Here is a 16,888-nt window from a genome sequence, read left to right as displayed (position 1 = left end):
AACAGCCTTGGTCTGGTCGGTCCGCTCGCGATCGGCGAGCGGCTCGGCCGCAACGCGCGCTTTGCCTCGCTTGGCAACGGCGTCGCAGCGGCGGTGATGGGCACCGCGGGCTATCTCTTGTCGAGCCGCTCGGTGTTCCTGGTCACCTTCCTGCTCGCAATTCCGACCCTGATCGCACTCTCGCGCATCCGCGAGCAGGAGGTCGATATCAGGCGTTGTCACGGCGAGATGCCGCCTGAAGCCGCCGACCGTGCTGACACCAACATCTGGCACCTGATCCGGCAGCGTCCGCTCATCGTCTTCGCCCTCAGCGTGCTGCTGTTGCAGCTCGCGAACGCCGCCATGATGCCGCTGATGGCAAGCGCTGTAACGGCGCGGTCCAGCCAATGGGCAACGGTGCTCGTCGCATTTTGCATCGTCGTTCCGCAAGCGATCGTGGCGCTGCTGTCGCCGACGGTCGGCCGCAAGGCGCAGCTCTGGGGCCGGCGGCCGTTGCTTCTGATTGGATTCGGCGCGCTGATGATTCGCGGTCTGCTGTTTGCGACCGTGCGCGACCCGTACCTGCTGGTGGCAGTGCAGGTGTTCGATGGCATCACCGCGGCGGTGTTCGCGGTGATGATTCCGCTGATCGTGGCCGACGTCGCTTTCGGCAGCGGCCATTTCAACCTGGCGCAGGGCATCGTCGGCACCGCCACAGGCATCGGCGCGTCACTGAGCACGGTGCTCGGAGGTTATGTCAGCGACAAGTTCGGCAATGCGACCGCCTTTATCGGGCTGTCCGGCGTGGCTGCAATGGGGCTTTTGCTGATTCTCTTCGTGATGCCGGAGACGCGGCGCACGGCATGATCGCGGGCGAAAGAAAATGGCCGGCCGAAACGAGTTCGGCCGGCCAAGTGGGTAGGGAGGAGGAAGATCAGGCGTCGAGATGCTGCAGGCGCTGACGGTTGCGCAGCACGATCTGGCGGGCGCCGGAGAAACCGAGAATGCCCTGGGCGTGAAGCTGCGACAGTGCGCGCGACACGGTTTCGAGCGTGAGACCGAGATAGTCGCCGATGTCGCGGCGGCACATCGGCAGCGCCATCATGCCGGCAACGGCGAGGCGGCGGTCCATTTCGAGCAGGAAGGTGGCAACGCGCTCCATCGCGGTCTTGCGGCCCAGCAGCAGCATGTGGTCCTCGGCATGGCGCAGCTCGCCAGCGGTCATTGCCCAGAGCTTGCGGGCGACGTGCACATCGGTGCCTGCGGCCTTCTCGAGGCTCGCACGCTTCACGAGGCGGACGGTGGTGTCGATGATGGCTTCGGCAGCAAGGCGGTGGGCGGGACCGGATTCGAGGCCGAACACGTCGCCGGGAAGATGGAAGGCGCCGATCTGGCGGCGGCCGTCCGACAGGAGCTTGTAGCTGCTCACCGCGCCGGACACGACCTGGTAGACATATTCGGCCGGCTCATCCTCGCCATAGATCTCCTCGTCCTTGCGGTAGGAGAATTCCGTGGCGACGAGGCCGACATGGCCGGTGATGGCGCCGAACTGGTCGGTGACGGGATGGGCGGGGGCGATCTTGCCAACAATCTGTGTGTTGATCGCTTGAGTGTTGAGGGTCTGGGTGAGCATCTGCGCCATCTCCGTTGTGATGGAGCATTGCTACGCGGGATCGCGCAATCCGGAAATTTCGAGCGATATCTTAAGGACGATTACCTACGTAGAATCCCGTAGGTCAGGTGCGGGGACGGTCCTGGATGGCATGGCGGATGCACTTGACCAGGTTTTCGTCGAGAAGCGGCTTCAAAACCACTTCTTTGATGCCCGCCATCGCTGCCCGGGCCGAGATGTTCTCGTCGGGATAGCCCGTGATCAGGATCACAGGCGTCTCGCGGTCGGATTCGCGCAAGTGGCCGGCGAGCTCGATGCCGTTGATGCCTGGCATCTTGTAGTCGATGACGTAGCAGTCCGGTCCGGGCGCGCCGCTGACATTGAGCAGCGCCGTGCCGCTCCTGAAGGTTCGCACGACGAAGCCGTCGGTCTCCAGCAGGAACCGCAGGGATCCCAGGACGGCGGCGTCATCATCGACCACATAGACAGTGCAGAGCGCTGAGGACGACGGCCGCTCATGATGTGAACCGACCTCGATCATGCTGCTTAGGCTAGCACAGCGCCGGGACGCGGGATTGACCTGCCTCAATCGTTGAGCATGCCGGCACGCATCGCCAACCGGACCAGTTCCGAGAGGCTGCCAGCCTGCATCTTGGTCATGACATTGGCCCGGTAGACCTCGATGGTGCGCGGGCTGATATCGTATTCGCGGGCGATCAGCTTGTTGGACAGGCCCGCGATCAGCCCTTCCATGACCTGGCGCTCCCTGGGACTCAAGGACGCGACGCGGGCGGCGATGTCCTGCGAGACGGCCTCGCTCTTGGCGGCTGGCTCGGCCTCGCGGATCGCCGATTCGATCATGGTGGTGAGACGGTCGTCGTCAAACGGCTTTTCCAGGAAATCGACCGCCCCGAGCTTCATCGCCTCGACCGCAAGCGGCACGTCGCCGTGACCGGTCATGATCAAAATCGGGAACGCGCTTTGCTGCGCCTTCATCCGCTTCAGCAGCTCGATCCCGTCGAGGCCGGGCATACGCACGTCGGAGACGACGCAGCCGAAGCCGAGGCCGGGCAAGGCATCGAGAAAGGCTAGTGCGTCGTCGAACAGCGTGACGCCGAAGCCGGCGGAATCCAACAGGAAATTCAGCGAATCGCGCATCGCGGCGTCGTCGTCGATGACGTAGACATGTCCCTTGGTCGTCATGAATCAGCTTTCGTCGGTTGCCGGCAAGGTGAAGCGGAATGTCGCTCCGCCCGCCGCGTTGCTCTCGGCCCACATGCGGCCGCCGTGAGCCTCGATGATCGAGCGGCTGATGGAGAGCCCTACGCCCATGCCGGTGTCTTTGGTGGTGAAGAAGGTCTGGAACAGGTTTGGAATGACGTCGTCCCGGAAGCCCGAACCGGTGTCGGAGACCTCCACCTCGATCATGTCGTCAGCGACACGGGCGTTGGCGACCACGAGCTCGCGCCGCGATGACTGCGCCATTGCTTCGAGCGCGTTGCGAAACAGATTGACCAGCACCTGCTGGATCTGCACGCGGTCGGCAAGGACGAGATCGGCGTCAGGGTCGAGGCTGAAGCGGAGCTGCACGTTCTGCTCGCGCGCGCCGGCGAGCCCGAGCGCGCCGGCCTCCTCGATCAGCTTGGACAGGCTCTCGACCCGCTTCTCCGATTCGCCGCGGGAGACGAAGTCGCGCAGGCGCCGGATGATCTGGCCGGCGCGCAAGGCCTGCTCTGCCGCGCGATCCAACGCGCTTTCAACCTTCGGCATGTTGGGATCGCTGCTGCCGGCGAGGAGGCGCCGCGATCCCTTCATGTAATTGCTGATCGCGGCCAGCGGCTGGTTGAGCTCGTGGGCGAGCGCGGAGGCCATTTCGCCCATCGCGGTCAGCCGCGAGACGTGGACCAGCTCGGATTGCAATTCCTGGAGCCGGGCCTGGGTCTGCTGGTGCTCGGTCAGGTCGCGGACGAAGCCGGTGAAATAGGGCTCGCCGCCGGACTCCATCTCGCCGATCGACAGGTGCATCGGAAAAGTCGTGCCGTCGCGGCGTTTGCCGGTCACGATGCGGCCGATGCCGATGATGTGCGGATCGTTCGTGGAGCGGTAGCGGGCGATGTAACCGTCGTGGCGGGTGCGATCGGGCTCCGGCATCAGGATGCTGACGTTCTGGCCGATCGCCTCGTGCTCGGGCCAGCCGAACAGGCGCTCAGCAGCCGTGCTGAAGAGCTGCATGATGCCGTGGCCGTCGATGACGATCATGGCGTCGGGAATGGTGTGGAGGATGGAGCGGAGGTGACTCTCGCGCGTGCGCAGCGCCTCCTCGACCTGCTTTTCCTCGTCGATGTCCAGAAAGATGCCGCTGAGATGACGCGCGGCGCCGGCTTCGTCTCTAATGAGTCCAGCCCGGGCGCGGATCCATTGCCCGCTGCCGGAGGCATTCGCGACCTTGAACGACACGTCGAAGCTGCCGCCCCGCTCGGACACGCGCTTGATCGCGCTCTCGACTCGTTCTCGGTCCGCCTTTTGAAGCCGCGACAGAAAGAGGTCGTAGCTCGGCGGCTGATCCAGTTCGACGCCGAGCAGAGCCCTGGCGGTGTCGGACCAGTCCAATTCCCGTGTGGCGAGGTCGAGATCCCAGGTGCCGACGCCAAACCCTTCGATCCGAACGAGAAAACGTTCGCCCCGACCATCGTCCTGCGAGTGCGTTACGCGGGTCGGCGACAAAAGATGCTCCTCATCCTGATGCGGCGGCTCCGGACGCGATTACCGCTCTCCCAATGTCGCCTAAGGGCGGGCCGGAGGCAAGTTCTGTCCGCTCGCCGATTGACGGCAAGTCGGGCGCCGCGCCCTCCTTGATCTATCTCATCCCGATGTGCGGAGGCAGGCGTAAATTTCACCGAAGTCTTTGCACTGGAGAATTTCCGATGACATACGCGACGGTGATGGTCAGCCTGGCGCTCGACCAGTCCAACGAGGCACGTCTCCAGGTCGCGGGCGAGCTCGCCGAGCGCTTCGAGGCGGCCATCGTTGGGGTCGCCGCGGCCCAGTTCGCGCCGCCGCTCTATTTCACTGACGGGGCCGAGGCGCAAGCGCTGATCGACGAGGGCGAAGCTTCGGTCAAGCGGCGGCTGGCCGGCCTCGAGGCGCAATTCCGCGCCGCCATCAGGAATCGTGGCGGACATGCGGAGTGGCGCAGCGCCATGGACTTTCCGGCGCGATTCGTCCTGGCCCAGGCGCGCTGCGCCGACATCGTGGTCAGCGGCGGGCAGAGCCCGGCCTTCTCCGACGCGTTCGCGCTCGCAAGCCCCAAGGATCTGGTGATGCAGGCCGGCCGCCCGCTTCTCGTTGTCCCCGACCGGGCCAACTGGCTCGATCTGCGCAGCGTGCTGGTGGCGTGGAAGGACACGCCGGAGGCGCGGCGGGCGGTGTCCGATGCGCTGCCGATGCTGCGCAAGGCGAGGGACGTCACCATCGCCACAATTCCGGAGCGCGATGACGACCGCTCGGTCGTGATGGCCGGCATCACCGACGTTGCCGCCTGGCTCGCCCGCCACGGCGTAACCGCGACGGCGCGTATCTGCGAAGGCGCCCGGAACGAAACCGCCGCCGCGCAACTGGAGAAATTCGCGGGCGACGTTGATGCCGGCCTGATCGTAGCGGGCGCTTATGGTCATTCGAGATTTCGTGAACTGATCCTGGGCGGCGTCACCCAGTATCTGGTCACGCAGACTGCACGCAGCGTGCTGCTGTCGCATTGACGGCTGGCCGGAAATCAATCGAGGAGGACGCGCAGTGTACAGATTTCTTGAGCAGACCGTCGAGGGCTACATGACGCGCAACGTCAAGGCGGTGCAGCGCGACTGCGACTTGCTCGGGCTCAGCGAGATGTTCGAGACCGACGATTTCAACTCCTATCCGGTCGAGGACGACGGGCAGGTGGTCGGCATCGTCACCAAATTCGACATCCTGAAGTGCTTCGCCTTCACGCCGAGCCAGATGCTGCCCCGCTATCACGACCTGATGAGCCGCAAGGTCGGCGACGTCATGACGCCAGAATTCATCTATGTCAGTCCCGACACCCGCCTGACGCGCGTGCTCCAGATCATGGTCGAGCACCGCATCAGGAGCATCATCGTGCTCGACGGCGCGCAGAAGCTGGTCGGAATCATCGCCCGCGAGGACGTCATCGCGGCACTCAAGGCGACGGCAAGGGACTGACTTGTTCCTTTCTCCTCATGTTATGAGTCGTAGGGTGGGCAAAGCGCAGCGTGCCCACCACTTCTCCCCGCGGTGTTGGATGGATGGTGGGCACGGCGCAAGCGCGCCTTTGCCCACCCTACGATTCTGCGCTCGCGGAGCCATGCCCTCACCCGAGCCAGTTTGTATCTCCCGATGGCGCTGTCCTCTCCCGCAAGGGAGACATTAGCTGACGGTTCTGCGGAAATACGGGGCAATCCCGAAAGAATGAGTCGATCCAGAACTTAATTGCCGCCCTTGATTTCAATCAATTCCCCGCGAGGGTGAATGTGGTTTCTGGCCCTGTGTTCTTTCAGAGAGAATCCGCATGAGCCAGCCCTCCATTTCCAAATCCATGACCATCGGTGAAAGCGGCTTGGCTGTCGTGTTCGCAGTCACCGCCTTCCTCTGCGTGATCGCTTCGGCCAAGGCGCTCGATGCGCCCTTCGCCTTCCATGCCGCGCTCAGCGCGGCGGCAAGCCTGGCTGCGGTGTTCTGCATCGTCAACCGCTACTTCGAGCGCCCGGCGGCGCTGCCGCCGGCGGAGATCAACGGCCGTCCCAACTACAACATGGGGCCGATCAAGTTCTCCTCCTTCATGGCGATGTTCTGGGGCATCGCCGGCTTCCTCGTCGGCCTCATCATCGCCTCGCAGCTCGCCTGGCCTGCGCTGAACTTCGATCTGCCCTGGATCAGCTTCGGCCGCCTGCGTCCGCTGCACACCTCCGCGGTGATCTTCGCCTTCGGCGGCAACGTGCTGATCGCGACCTCCTTCTACGTGGTGCAGAAGTCCTGCCGCGCGCGCCTCGCCGGTGACCTCGCGCCCTGGTTCGTCGTCGTGGGCTACAATTTCTTCATTCTGGTCGCCGGCACGGGCTATCTGCTCGGCGTCACCCAGTCGAAGGAATATGCCGAGCCGGAATGGTATGCCGATCTGTGGCTGACCATCGTCTGGGTCGTCTATCTGCTCGTCTTCCTTGCCACCGTCATCAAGCGCAAGGAGCCGCACATCTTCGTCGCGAACTGGTTCTATCTCGCCTTCATCGTGACGATCGCGGTGCTGCATCTCGGCAATAATCCGGCGCTTCCCGTCTCGGTGTTCGGCTCGAAGTCCTACGTCGCCTGGGGCGGCATCCAGGACGCCATGTTCCAGTGGTGGTACGGCCACAACGCGGTCGGCTTCTTCCTGACCGCCGGCTTCCTCGCCATCATGTACTACTTCATCCCCAAGCGCGCCGAGCGGCCGATCTATTCCTACCGGCTGTCGATCATCCACTTCTGGGCGCTGATCTTCCTCTACATCTGGGCAGGTCCCCATCATCTGCACTACACGGCGCTGCCGGACTGGACACAGACGCTCGGCATGACCTTCTCGATCATGCTGTGGATGCCCTCCTGGGGCGGCATGATCAACGGCCTGATGACGCTGTCGGGGGCCTGGGACAAGCTGCGCACCGACCCCGTGCTGCGCATGCTCGTGGTCTCCGTCGCCTTCTACGGCATGTCGACCTTCGAAGGGCCGATGATGTCGATCAAGGTGGTCAACTCGCTCAGCCACTATACCGACTGGACCATCGGCCACGTGCACTCCGGCGCGCTCGGCTGGGTCGGCTTCGTCTCCTTCGGCGCGCTCTACTGCCTGGTGCCGTGGGCGTGGAATCGCAAGGGGCTCTACAGCCTGAAGCTCGTCAACTGGCACTTCTGGGTCGCGACCCTCGGCATCGTCCTCTACATCTCGGCGATGTGGGTGTCCGGCATCCTCCAGGGCCTGATGTGGCGCGCCTACACCTCGCTCGGCTTCCTCGAATATTCCTTCATCGAGACCGTCGAGGCGATGCATCCCTTCTACGTCATCCGCGCCGCAGGCGGCGGGCTGTTCCTGATCGGTGCGCTGATCATGGCCTATAATCTCTGGATGACCGTTCGCGTCGGCGAGCAGGAAGTCCAGATGCCCGTCGCTCTTCAGCCGGCGGAATGAGGAGCTAAAGCAATGTCGTTCTGGACACGCCACCAAGTCTTCGAAAAGAACTCGATCATCCTGATCGTCGGCATCCTGCTGGTGATCGCGATCGGCGGTCTCGTCGAGATCACTCCGCTGTTCTACCTCAAGAGCACGATCGAGAAGGTCGACGGAGTGAGGCCCTATACGCCGCTGGAGCTCGCGGGACGCAACGTCTATGTCCGCGAGGGCTGCTATCTCTGCCACTCGCAGATGGTCCGCCCCCTGCGCGACGAGGTCGAGCGCTACGGCCACTTCTCGCTTGCGGCCGAGAGCATGTATGATCACCCGTTCCAGTGGGGCTCCAAGCGCACCGGCCCGGACCTTGCCCGCGTCGGCGCCAAGTACTCCGACGACTGGCACGTCACCCATCTGACCAACCCGCGCGCGATCGTGCCGCAATCGGTGATGCCGGGCTATCCGTTCCTCAGCAAGACCGAGGTCGATCCGGACGCGATCGCCGGCGACATGCGCGCGCTCAGGATCGTCGGCGTACCCTATAGCGACGAGCAGATCGCCAATGCGGCCGCCGATATGAAGGCCCAGGCCGATCCGGAGAATGCCGGCACCGACGCCTTCAACAAGCGCTACGCCAAGGCCGTCGTGCGCAATTTCGACGGCAAGACCGGCACGCCGACCGAGATGGACGCGCTGATCGCGTACCTGCAGATGCTCGGCACGCTGGTCGACTTCAAGATCTACAACGAGAAAGCCAATCTTCGCTGAGAAGGCATGAACGATGAAAGCTATCCTGACAGTCCATAATCTAGCGTCCGAGCTCGTGACGACGATCTGGACGCCGGTGTTCGTCGCGATCTTTCTCGCGATCATCGCCTACGCTTTTTGGCCCCGTAACAAGGCTGTTTTCGATCAAGCAGCGCACCTGCCGTTGCGGGAGGAGTGAGAGACCATGACCGATCATAGCGAAGTCGATACCGTCACCGGAAAGTCCACGACCGGACATGAATGGGACGGCATCAAGGAGCTCAACACACCGCTGCCGCGGTGGTGGGTGATCTGCTTCTATCTCACCATCGTCTGGGCGGTCGCCTACTGGATCGTCTATCCGGCATGGCCGCTGATCTCCAGCAATACCACGGGCATGTTCGGCTACTCCTCGCGCGCCGACGTCGCGGTCGAGCTCGCCAACCTCGAGAAGATCCGCGGTGACAAGATGGTGGCGCTGGGCGCGGCCTCGCTCGCCGACATCGAGAAGGACCCGGCCCTGCTGGCGCTCGCTCGCGCCAAGGGCAAGACCGTGTTCGGCGACAATTGCGCGCCGTGCCACGGCTCTGGTGGCGCCGGCGCCAAGGGCTATCCGAACCTGAACGACGACGACTGGCTGTGGGGCGGCACGCTCGACCAGATCATGCAGACCATCCAGTTCGGCGCGCGTTCCGGTCATGCCAAGACCCATGAGGGCCAGATGCTCGCCTTCGGCAAGGACGGCGTGCTGAAGGGCGACGAGATCGTCACGGTCGCCAATTACGTGCGGTCGCTGGCTGGCCTTCCGACCCGCAACGGCTTCGATGCCGCCAAGGGTGAGAAGATCTTCGCGGAGAATTGCGTTGCCTGCCACGGCGACGGCGGCAAGGGCAACCCGGAGATGGGCGCTCCAAACCTGACCGACAAGATCTGGCTCTACGGCTCCGACGAAGCGGCTTTGATCGAGACCATCAGCCAAGGTCGTGCCGGCGTCATGCCAGCCTGGGAAGGGCGGCTTGATCCTGCCACCATCAAGGCGATGGCGGTCTACGTCCACTCGCTGGGCGGCGGAAAATAGCAGATCCCGCGGCTCAAAGGATTCTAGCGGGGGCGAACAAAAGCGCCCTCGTTTGAGCTGGATCAAACGGCGCGACGATGCCGGGTCTAGGTTTAATCGCACCTCTTCGAGAATTTCTAAGCGATGAACAAGACCGTGAACCCGAAAGACCTCACATCGGATGACCACAACGGGCCGCTCTACGCGGCTCAAAAAAAGGTCTATCCTCAGAGCGTCTCCGGCACGTTCCGCCGGATCAAATGGAGCCTGATGGCGGTCTGCCTCGGTGTCTATTATTTCCTCCCCTTCGTGCGCTGGAACCGCGGCCTCGGCGCCCCCAGCCAGGCGGTGTTGATCGATCTTCCCAACAGCCGCTTCTACTTCTTCTTCATCGAGCTGTGGCCGCAGGAGGTCTACTACTTCACCGGCCTGTTGATCGTGGCCGCGGTGGCGCTGTTCCTGATGAACTCGGTCGGCGGCCGCATCTGGTGCGGCTATCTCTGCCCACAGACGGTGTGGACCGACCTGTTCTATGCCGTCGAGCGTTTGGTCGAGGGTGACCGGCGCGAGCGGATGAAGAAGGACAAATCGTCCGATCCGCTGAAGCTCGAGCGGATCTCCGAGATCGTGCTCAAGCATTCGATCTGGCTCATGATCGCCTGGTGGACCGGCGGCGCCTGGGTGCTCTACTTCAACGATGCGCCGACCCTGGTGAAAGAGCTCGTCACCTTCCAGGGGCCGATGATCGCCTATATCTGGATCGGTATCCTCACCGCGACGACTTATCTGCTCGCCGGCTACATGCGCGAGCAGGTCTGCACCTATATGTGCCCCTGGCCGCGGATCCAGGCCGCGCTCACCGACGAATGGGCGCTCAACGTCACTTACCGCTACGACCGCGGCGAGAAGCGCACGTCGGTCAAAAAGGCCGCCGAGCTGCGCGCGCTCGGCGAGCAGGTTGGCGATTGCGTGGATTGCTACCAGTGCGTCGCGGTTTGCCCCACCGGCATCGACATCCGCAACGGACCGCAGATGGAATGCATCCAGTGCGGTCTCTGCATCGACGCCTGCGACAACGTGATGACGAAAATCGGCCGGCCGAAGCGCCTGATCGGCTACGACAACGACATCAACATTCAGCGCCGCCAGGAAGGCAAGGCGCCGATCTACCGCATCGTCCGGCCCCGCACCATCGTCTACAGCGCCATCATTGCGGCCATCGGCGGCTTCATGATCTACACGCTGGCGACGCGCAGCCTGCTCGACGTCAACGTCCTGCACGATCGCAATCCGGTCGCGGTCAAGCTCAGCGACGGCTCGATCCGCAACGCCTACACGGTGCGCCTGCTGAACAAGAGCGGCTACGACCGTGTCATCGCGATCGACGCGAACGGTCCGGCCAACGCGACCATTCACGTGATCGGCGTCGATTCAGTGACGCCGGACAGGCCGATGATCGTGATCCCGCGCGACTCCACCAGCGAGCTGCGGCTGCTCGTCACGGCGCCGGCCGAGAACAATACGGAGAAGTCGGTCCCCGTTCGCTTCCACGTCACCGATATCGGGCTCGGCGAGGTCGCTTCCGCCACCGATAATTTCGTCTCGCCTTAAGAAAAGTCTGGAGTGAGCCATGGCATCCGCCCCGAAGCCGCTGACCGGAACAAAAGTCTTCCTGATGCTGGTCGCTTTCTTCGGCCTCGTGATCGGCGTCAACGTCACCATGATGAAGCTCGCGATCGCGACGCTGCCCGGCACCGATGTGGACAGCCCCTATGCCGCCGGCCTGACCTACGACCGCGAGATCTCGGCGGCGCATGACCAGGCGCTGCGCAAATGGAAGGTCAACGCCCATATCGAGCGCCGCAACGACGGCGGCGCCGTGGTCCAGGTCGAAGCCCGCGATGCCGGCGGTCAGCCGATCGCCGGACTGAAATTCGGCGGACGGCTGGAGCGGCCGACCGACAAGCGCGCCGATCTCGCCGTCGAGCTCACCGAGGCCGGCATCGGCCTCTATCGCGGCAATGCCGAGTCCGTCGCGCCCGGGCAATGGGATCTGGTGATCGAGGGCGAGGCGCGGGGGACGCGCGTGTTCCTGTCGCGCAACCGCGTGATCCTGAACTGAGGGACTTCGACATGCACGTCACGCGGGATTTCTCGCACTACGTCCGGACCGCGGGCGAGGGCGTCCAGCACATCGATCTCGCGGTCGAAGGCGTTCACTGCGCCGGCTGCATGGCCAAGATCGAACGCGGCCTGTCCGCCATTCCCGACGTCACGCTGGCGCGCGTCAATCTCACCGACCGCCGCGTCGCGCTGGAATGGAAGGCGGGCACGCTCGACCCGAGTCGGTTCATCGATCGCCTCGAGGAGCTAGGCTACAAGGCCTATCCGTTCGAGACCGAGAGCGCGGAGGTGGCGGAGGTCGCCGGATCGCGCTTCCTGCTGCGCTGCCTCGGCGTCGCGGCGTTCGCCACCATGAACGTGATGATGCTGTCGATCCCGGTGTGGTCGGGCAACGTCTCGGACATGCTGCCCGAGCAGCGCGACTTCTTTCATTGGCTGTCGGCGCTGATCGCATTGCCGGCGGCGGCCTATGCCGGCCAGCCGTTCTTCCGCTCGGCCTGGCGCGCGCTATCGAACAAGACCACCAACATGGATGTGCCGATCTCGATCGGCGTGATCCTCGCGCTCGGCATGTCCTTGGTCGAGACCATCCACCACGCCGAGCACGCCTATTTCGACGCGGCGATCATGCTGTTGACCTTCCTCCTGGTCGGCCGCTTCCTCGACCAGAACATGCGCCGGCGAACCCGCGCCGTCGCCGGCAATCTCGCGGCGCTGAAGGCGGAAACGGCCGCGAAGTTCGTCGGTCCTGATGAAATCTCGCAGGTGCCGGTGGCCGCGATCCATCCCGGCGACATCGTGCTGTTGCGGCCCGGCGAGCGCTGCGCGGTCGACGGCACCGTGATCGAGGGGCGTTCGGAGATCGACCAGAACCTGATCACCGGCGAGACGCTCTATGTCACGGCCGAGCAGGGCACGCCGGTCTATGCGGGATCGATGAACATCTCCGGCACGCTGCGGGTGCGGGTCTCGGCCGCGTCCGAGGCGACGCTGCTCGCCGAGATCACGCGGCTGCTCGACAACGCGCTCCAGGCCCGCTCGCGCTACATGCGCCTCGCCGACCGCGCCTCGCGGCTGTACGCGCCGGTGGTGCATGCGACCGCATTTCTGACCATTCTCGGCTGGGTCATTGCCGGCGCGTCCTGGCATGATGCGATCGTGACCGGCGTTGCCGTGCTGATCATTACCTGTCCCTGCGCGCTGGGGCTTGCCATTCCGACCGTGCAGACGATCGCCTCCGGTGCGATGTTCAAGTCCGGCGTGCTGCTGAACTCCGGCGACGCCATCGAGCGGTTGGCCGAGACCGACCATGTCATCTTCGACAAGACCGGCACGCTGACGCTGCCCGATCTCGAAGTGATGAATGCCGCCGACATTCCCGCCGATGTCTTCGAGCTCGCCGGCCGCCTTGCGCTGTCGAGCCATCATCCGGTTGCCGCCGCCGTCGCGCAAGCGGCCGGCGCCAGATCACCTGTTGTCGGTGCGGTCGAAGAGGCCGGGCAGGGCGTCCGTGCGACATTGGACGGCGTCGAGCTCCGCCTTGGCCGCCCTTCTTTCTGCGGCGCGGAGGCACTGGTCGGCAGCGCCATGGTCGATCCCGAAGCCTCCATCGTCGCTTTCAGCAAGGGCAGCGAAAGCTTCATCCTCTCGGTCCGCCAGGGCCTGCGTCCGGATGCGCAGGCTGTGATCGCGGCACTGAAGGCGCGCAACATCGGCATCGAGATTCTCTCCGGCGACCGCGAGCCGGCGGTGAAGGCGGCGGCCCATGCGCTCGACATTCCCGAATGGCGCGCCGCCGTCACGCCGGCCGACAAGATCGCGCGGATCGAGGAATTGAAGCGGCGCGGCGCAAAAGTGCTGATGGTCGGCGACGGCATGAACGACGCGCCCTCGCTCGCGGCAGCCCATGTCTCGATGTCGCCGATCTCGGCCGCGCATCTGAGCCAGGCCACTGCCGACCTCGTCTTCCTTGGCCGGCCGCTGGCTCCGGTGGTCGCGGCCATCGACGCTTCACGCAAGGCGCTGCATCTGATGCGGCAGAATCTCTGGCTTGCGATCGGATATAATGTCCTGGCGGTGCCGGTTGCGATCAGCGGCGTCGTGACGCCCCTGATCGCGGCTGCGGCCATGAGCGGATCCTCGATCCTGGTCATGCTGAATTCGCTGCGCGCGCGCGGCGCCTCGCGGGAGATCGTGTGATGGAAATCCTGGTCATCCTGGTCCCGCTGGCGCTGATGCTCGGAGGTGCCGGTCTCGTCGCCTTCCTCTGGTCGCTCCGCAGCGGCCAATACGACGATCTCGACGGCGCCGCCTGGCGCGCCATCGCCGACGACGAGCCGCCGCAGGACGCCCCGGCGAAGCGCTAGGCGGCTGCCCGTTCATCGAATTGCCACAGGCCTTGCGGATTGTTCGGTCTCGTTCGCAGCCGAGATTCTGCCATTGGTCGCCGAGAAAGATCTGGAAGCAGCACTCGATCAGGTCCGCGCTGACGCGCTGGACCCGATCGCAGGCATATTCGGTCCTGACACGCTGACCTGGCGGATGGACCGCGAGGCGGTCATCTTTCTCGGCGCCGGCCGCGCGCTGCTCCTGCAACTGGCCCATCCCTGGGTCGCCGCCGCCATCGCCGAGCATTCCAACACCTTTGCCGATCCGATCGGTCGCTTCCACCGCACCTTCGACATCGTCTTTGCCATGGTGTTCGGCTCGCTCGACCGGGCGCTGCTGTCAGCGCGCCAGCTGCATCGGCGTCACAGCATGATCGCCGGCGAGATGCCCGAGACAGTCGGCCCCTTTGCTGCAGGTTCTCGCTATTGTGCGAACGACATCCCGTCGCTGCGCTGGGTCCATGCGACGCTGGTGGAGTCCGCGCTGATGGCGCACGATCTGGTCCTGCCGCCTCTCTCGGCGGAGGAGCGCGAGCGTTACTGGACCGAGAGCCGGCTGTTCGGATCCTTGTTCGGACTAACGGCGGACCACCTGCCGGCGGATTGGTCGGGCTTTACGGCCTACACCGCGGCGATGGCGCAATCGGAGACGCTGACCGTCAGCCCGGCGGCACGCGAGATCGCCGCGCAGATCTTTGGCGGCACGCGTCCGTGGTTGCGGCCGCCGCGTTGGTATCGCGCGCTCACGGCGAGGATGTTGCCGGAGCGCTTGCGCGCGGGCTTCGGATTCGAGCTCGACGAGCGCGACACCAGATCCGCTGAACGAGCGCTGAGATGGATCAGGCGGGTCTATCCAAGATTGCCTGATAGGTTGCGCTATGTCGGCCCCTACCAGGAAGCGCAGGCGCGCTTGCGGGGCGAGCCGCAGCCCGATTGGATGGTCCGCTGTCTGAACAGGGCGTGGATCGGCCGGCCGCAGATGGATGTGCGCGGGAAGGGGTGAAGTGCTCAGCTCTTAGCTCCGTCATCCTGAGGTGCGAGGCTTGCGATGCGACGCATCGCGAGCGGAGCCTCGAAGGATGCACGGCCCCGCTGCTGCAGGCGGGCCGTCGCCTTCGAGGGCCGCTGAAGAAGCGGCCACCTCAGGGTGACGGTGATGGAGCGGCGCTCGTATGAACGGAGTGTGAGGAAGCGCCGTCGCCTCTCACACCGACGCCAACTTCCTATACAGCGCGCTGTAGCTGCCGGCCGAGATGCTCCAGGAGAACGAGCGCCCCATGGCGCTGCGGCGCATGGTGTCGAGCTGGTCGTGCGCCACGAAGGCCGAGAAGGCCCGGCGCACGCCGCCGAGGAAGGAATCGCGCGAGGGTTTCGAGAACAGGAATCCGGTCTCGCCGTCGGTGATGGTCTCGGCAAGGCCGCCGGTCTGGTGCCCGATCGGCAGCGAGCCGAAGCGCTGGGCGTACATCTGGCTGAGCCCGCACGGCTCGAAGCGCGACGGCATCAAGGTGAAGTCGCTGCCGGCAAAGATGCGGCGGGCCTGGGCGTCGTTGAAGCCGATCACCACGCCGATGGCGTCGGGGCGGCGGCGATGCGCGTCGATCAAGGCCTGCTCGAGCGCCGGCTCACCGGAGCCGGTGACCACGATCTGCCCGCCGGCATCGACGATTTCATCGGCGGCCGACAGCACGAGGTCGATGCCCTTTTGATGCACGAGCCGGGCGACGATGCCGAACATCGGGCCGCGCGAGACCGCCAAGCCGAACTGCTTGCGGACGTAATCCGCGTTGGCCTTCTTGCCGACCCAGTCGCCGGCGCCGAATTGCTGGGCGAGTTGGGCGCAGGAGCGCGGGTCCCAGCTCTCGTCGATGCCGTTGAGGATGCCGGTGAGCTCGGCGGCGTCGGAGCGGACGCGAAGCAGTCCCTCGAGGCCACAGCCGAATTCCTCCGTCGTGATCTCGCGCGCATAAGTGCCGCTGACGGTGGTGAGGTGCGAGGCGTAGACGAGGCCGGCCTTGAGGAAGGAGACCTGATCATAGAATTCGACGCCGTCGATGTGGAAGGAGCTCTCCGGTGCGCCGATCCGCCGCAGCGAGTCCTTCGGGAAGAGGCCCTGATAGGCGAGGTTGTGAATGGTCAGGATCGACGGCAGCTTGGCGCCGCGCCAGGCAAGATAAGCCGGCACGAGCGAGGCCTGCCAGTCATTGGCATGGATAAGGTCTGCTGCCCAATTCTTGTCCAGCTTGCCCATGGCGAGCTCAGCCGCTGCCGAGGCAAGGCGCGCGAAGCGGATGTCGTTGTCCGGCCAGTCGTGCCCGGACTCGTCGCCATAGGGGTTGCCGGGGCGGTCGTAAAGTTGTGAGCACAACAGCACGTAGACCGGCAGTCCGTCCTTGGTCGCGGCGCGGCCGAGCGAGCAGGCCGGCATTTCCGCGAACGCGGGGCTGCGGCCAACGATCTGAATATGCGTGAGTTGCTCGATGATGTCGCGATAGCCGGGCAGCATGATCCGGATATCGGCAAAGGAGCGAAGGGCGCGGGGGAGGGCGGCCGAAACGGCTCCAAGTCCGCCAACGCGGACGAAGTCGTCCATCTCTGTGGTGACGAACAAGACCCTCAAGAACAGCTGCCCTCTTCCGATCCCGTTCGCTACTATGCAAGAACGGGTCCAGTTGTCCCGGAATTCTTAAAGCCCGCCCACGCGGCGCGCCCGTTCGGTAAACACTTTCCTACTCAGCCGCCGCCCTCTAGGGTCGCCGCATCAACAACAGAGAACTTCGATAGTTCCT

At 64.6% G+C, this 16,888-nt stretch carries 17 protein-coding genes; 12 read left to right on the top strand and 5 right to left on the bottom strand.

Annotation, left to right across the window (positions count from 1 at the left end; translation table 11 throughout):
- The coding region (locus MOV74_RS01295) for an MFS transporter (RefSeq protein WP_246916852.1) at positions 1–846 on the top strand (846 nt) is incomplete at its 5' end.
- Positions 847–913: 67 nt separating this feature from the next.
- Here the strand turns inward: MOV74_RS01295 and MOV74_RS01290 are convergent.
- The 4 genes from MOV74_RS01290 to fixL all read right to left on the bottom strand — a co-directional run bounded on the left by MOV74_RS01290 (position 914) and on the right by fixL (position 4,315).
- Positions 914–1,612, bottom strand: coding sequence for a helix-turn-helix domain-containing protein (locus MOV74_RS01290; RefSeq protein WP_246916849.1), 699 nt, complete (start codon positions 1,610–1,612; stop codon positions 914–916).
- 103 nt (positions 1,613–1,715) lie between these two features.
- Positions 1,716–2,132 carry a response regulator transcription factor gene (locus tag MOV74_RS01285; protein ID WP_246916847.1) on the bottom strand — a complete coding sequence of 139 codons (417 nt, stop codon included), beginning with the start codon at positions 2,130–2,132 and terminating at the stop codon, positions 1,716–1,718.
- 44 nt (positions 2,133–2,176) lie between these two features.
- Entirely contained in the window at positions 2,177–2,794 is a 618-nt protein-coding gene (gene fixJ, locus MOV74_RS01280) for a response regulator FixJ (RefSeq protein WP_246916843.1), read from the bottom strand.
- A gap of 3 nt (positions 2,795–2,797) precedes the next feature.
- A complete protein-coding gene (gene fixL, locus MOV74_RS01275) occupies positions 2,798–4,315 on the bottom strand; it encodes a sensor protein FixL (protein ID WP_246916842.1) in 1,518 nt (505 codons plus the stop codon).
- Positions 4,316–4,515: 200 nt separating this feature from the next.
- Here fixL and MOV74_RS01270 point away from each other — a divergent pair, with 200 nt between their 5' ends.
- From MOV74_RS01270 to MOV74_RS01220, 11 genes are all read left to right on the top strand, one after another.
- Complete coding sequence (locus MOV74_RS01270; RefSeq protein ID WP_246916839.1) at positions 4,516–5,349, top strand: universal stress protein; 834 nt, start codon at positions 4,516–4,518, stop codon at positions 5,347–5,349.
- A gap of 34 nt (positions 5,350–5,383) precedes the next feature.
- Positions 5,384–5,809 carry an HPP family protein gene (locus MOV74_RS01265; RefSeq protein WP_246916836.1) on the top strand — a complete coding sequence of 142 codons (426 nt, stop codon included), beginning with the start codon at positions 5,384–5,386 and terminating at the stop codon, positions 5,807–5,809.
- 346 nt (positions 5,810–6,155) lie between these two features.
- Positions 6,156–7,805 carry a cytochrome-c oxidase, cbb3-type subunit I gene (ccoN, locus tag MOV74_RS01260; RefSeq protein WP_246916833.1) on the top strand — a complete coding sequence of 550 codons (1,650 nt, stop codon included), beginning with the start codon at positions 6,156–6,158 and terminating at the stop codon, positions 7,803–7,805.
- Between the two features lie 12 nt (positions 7,806–7,817).
- Complete coding sequence (gene ccoO, locus MOV74_RS01255; protein ID WP_246916830.1) at positions 7,818–8,552, top strand: cytochrome-c oxidase, cbb3-type subunit II; 735 nt, start codon at positions 7,818–7,820, stop codon at positions 8,550–8,552.
- A gap of 13 nt (positions 8,553–8,565) precedes the next feature.
- On the top strand, positions 8,566–8,730 hold the full coding sequence (locus tag MOV74_RS01250) for a cbb3-type cytochrome c oxidase subunit 3 (protein ID WP_246916827.1): 165 nt from the start codon (positions 8,566–8,568) through the stop codon (positions 8,728–8,730).
- 6 nt (positions 8,731–8,736) lie between these two features.
- Entirely contained in the window at positions 8,737–9,609 is an 873-nt protein-coding gene (ccoP, locus tag MOV74_RS01245) for a cytochrome-c oxidase, cbb3-type subunit III (protein ID WP_246916824.1), read from the top strand.
- A gap of 123 nt (positions 9,610–9,732) precedes the next feature.
- Positions 9,733–11,199, top strand: coding sequence for a cytochrome c oxidase accessory protein CcoG (ccoG, locus tag MOV74_RS01240; protein WP_246916821.1), 1,467 nt, complete (start codon positions 9,733–9,735; stop codon positions 11,197–11,199).
- Positions 11,200–11,218: 19 nt separating this feature from the next.
- Positions 11,219–11,710 carry a FixH family protein gene (locus MOV74_RS01235; protein ID WP_246916818.1) on the top strand — a complete coding sequence of 164 codons (492 nt, stop codon included), beginning with the start codon at positions 11,219–11,221 and terminating at the stop codon, positions 11,708–11,710.
- 11 nt (positions 11,711–11,721) lie between these two features.
- Positions 11,722–13,911 carry a cation-translocating P-type ATPase gene (locus MOV74_RS01230; protein ID WP_246916815.1) on the top strand — a complete coding sequence of 730 codons (2,190 nt, stop codon included), beginning with the start codon at positions 11,722–11,724 and terminating at the stop codon, positions 13,909–13,911.
- On the top strand, positions 13,911–14,078 hold the full coding sequence (ccoS, locus tag MOV74_RS01225) for a cbb3-type cytochrome oxidase assembly protein CcoS (RefSeq protein WP_063984819.1): 168 nt from the start codon (positions 13,911–13,913) through the stop codon (positions 14,076–14,078). Before MOV74_RS01230 ends, ccoS begins: the two co-directional genes overlap by 1 nt.
- 73 nt (positions 14,079–14,151) lie before the next feature.
- Positions 14,152–15,102 (top strand): oxygenase MpaB family protein, encoded by a 951-nt coding sequence (locus MOV74_RS01220; RefSeq protein ID WP_246916813.1) that lies wholly within the window; start codon positions 14,152–14,154, stop codon positions 15,100–15,102.
- Between the two features lie 201 nt (positions 15,103–15,303).
- Here the strand turns inward: MOV74_RS01220 and glgA are convergent, their stop codons facing one another.
- Complete coding sequence (glgA, locus tag MOV74_RS01215; protein WP_246916810.1) at positions 15,304–16,719, bottom strand: glycogen synthase GlgA; 1,416 nt, start codon at positions 16,717–16,719, stop codon at positions 15,304–15,306.
- Positions 16,720–16,888: the final 169 nt, after the last annotated feature.

The organism is Bradyrhizobium sp. SHOUNA76 (genome assembly GCF_023006445.1).
GTDB lineage: Bacteria > Pseudomonadota > Alphaproteobacteria > Rhizobiales > Xanthobacteraceae > Bradyrhizobium.
This window is presented reverse-complemented; position numbering and strand designations above follow the sequence as displayed.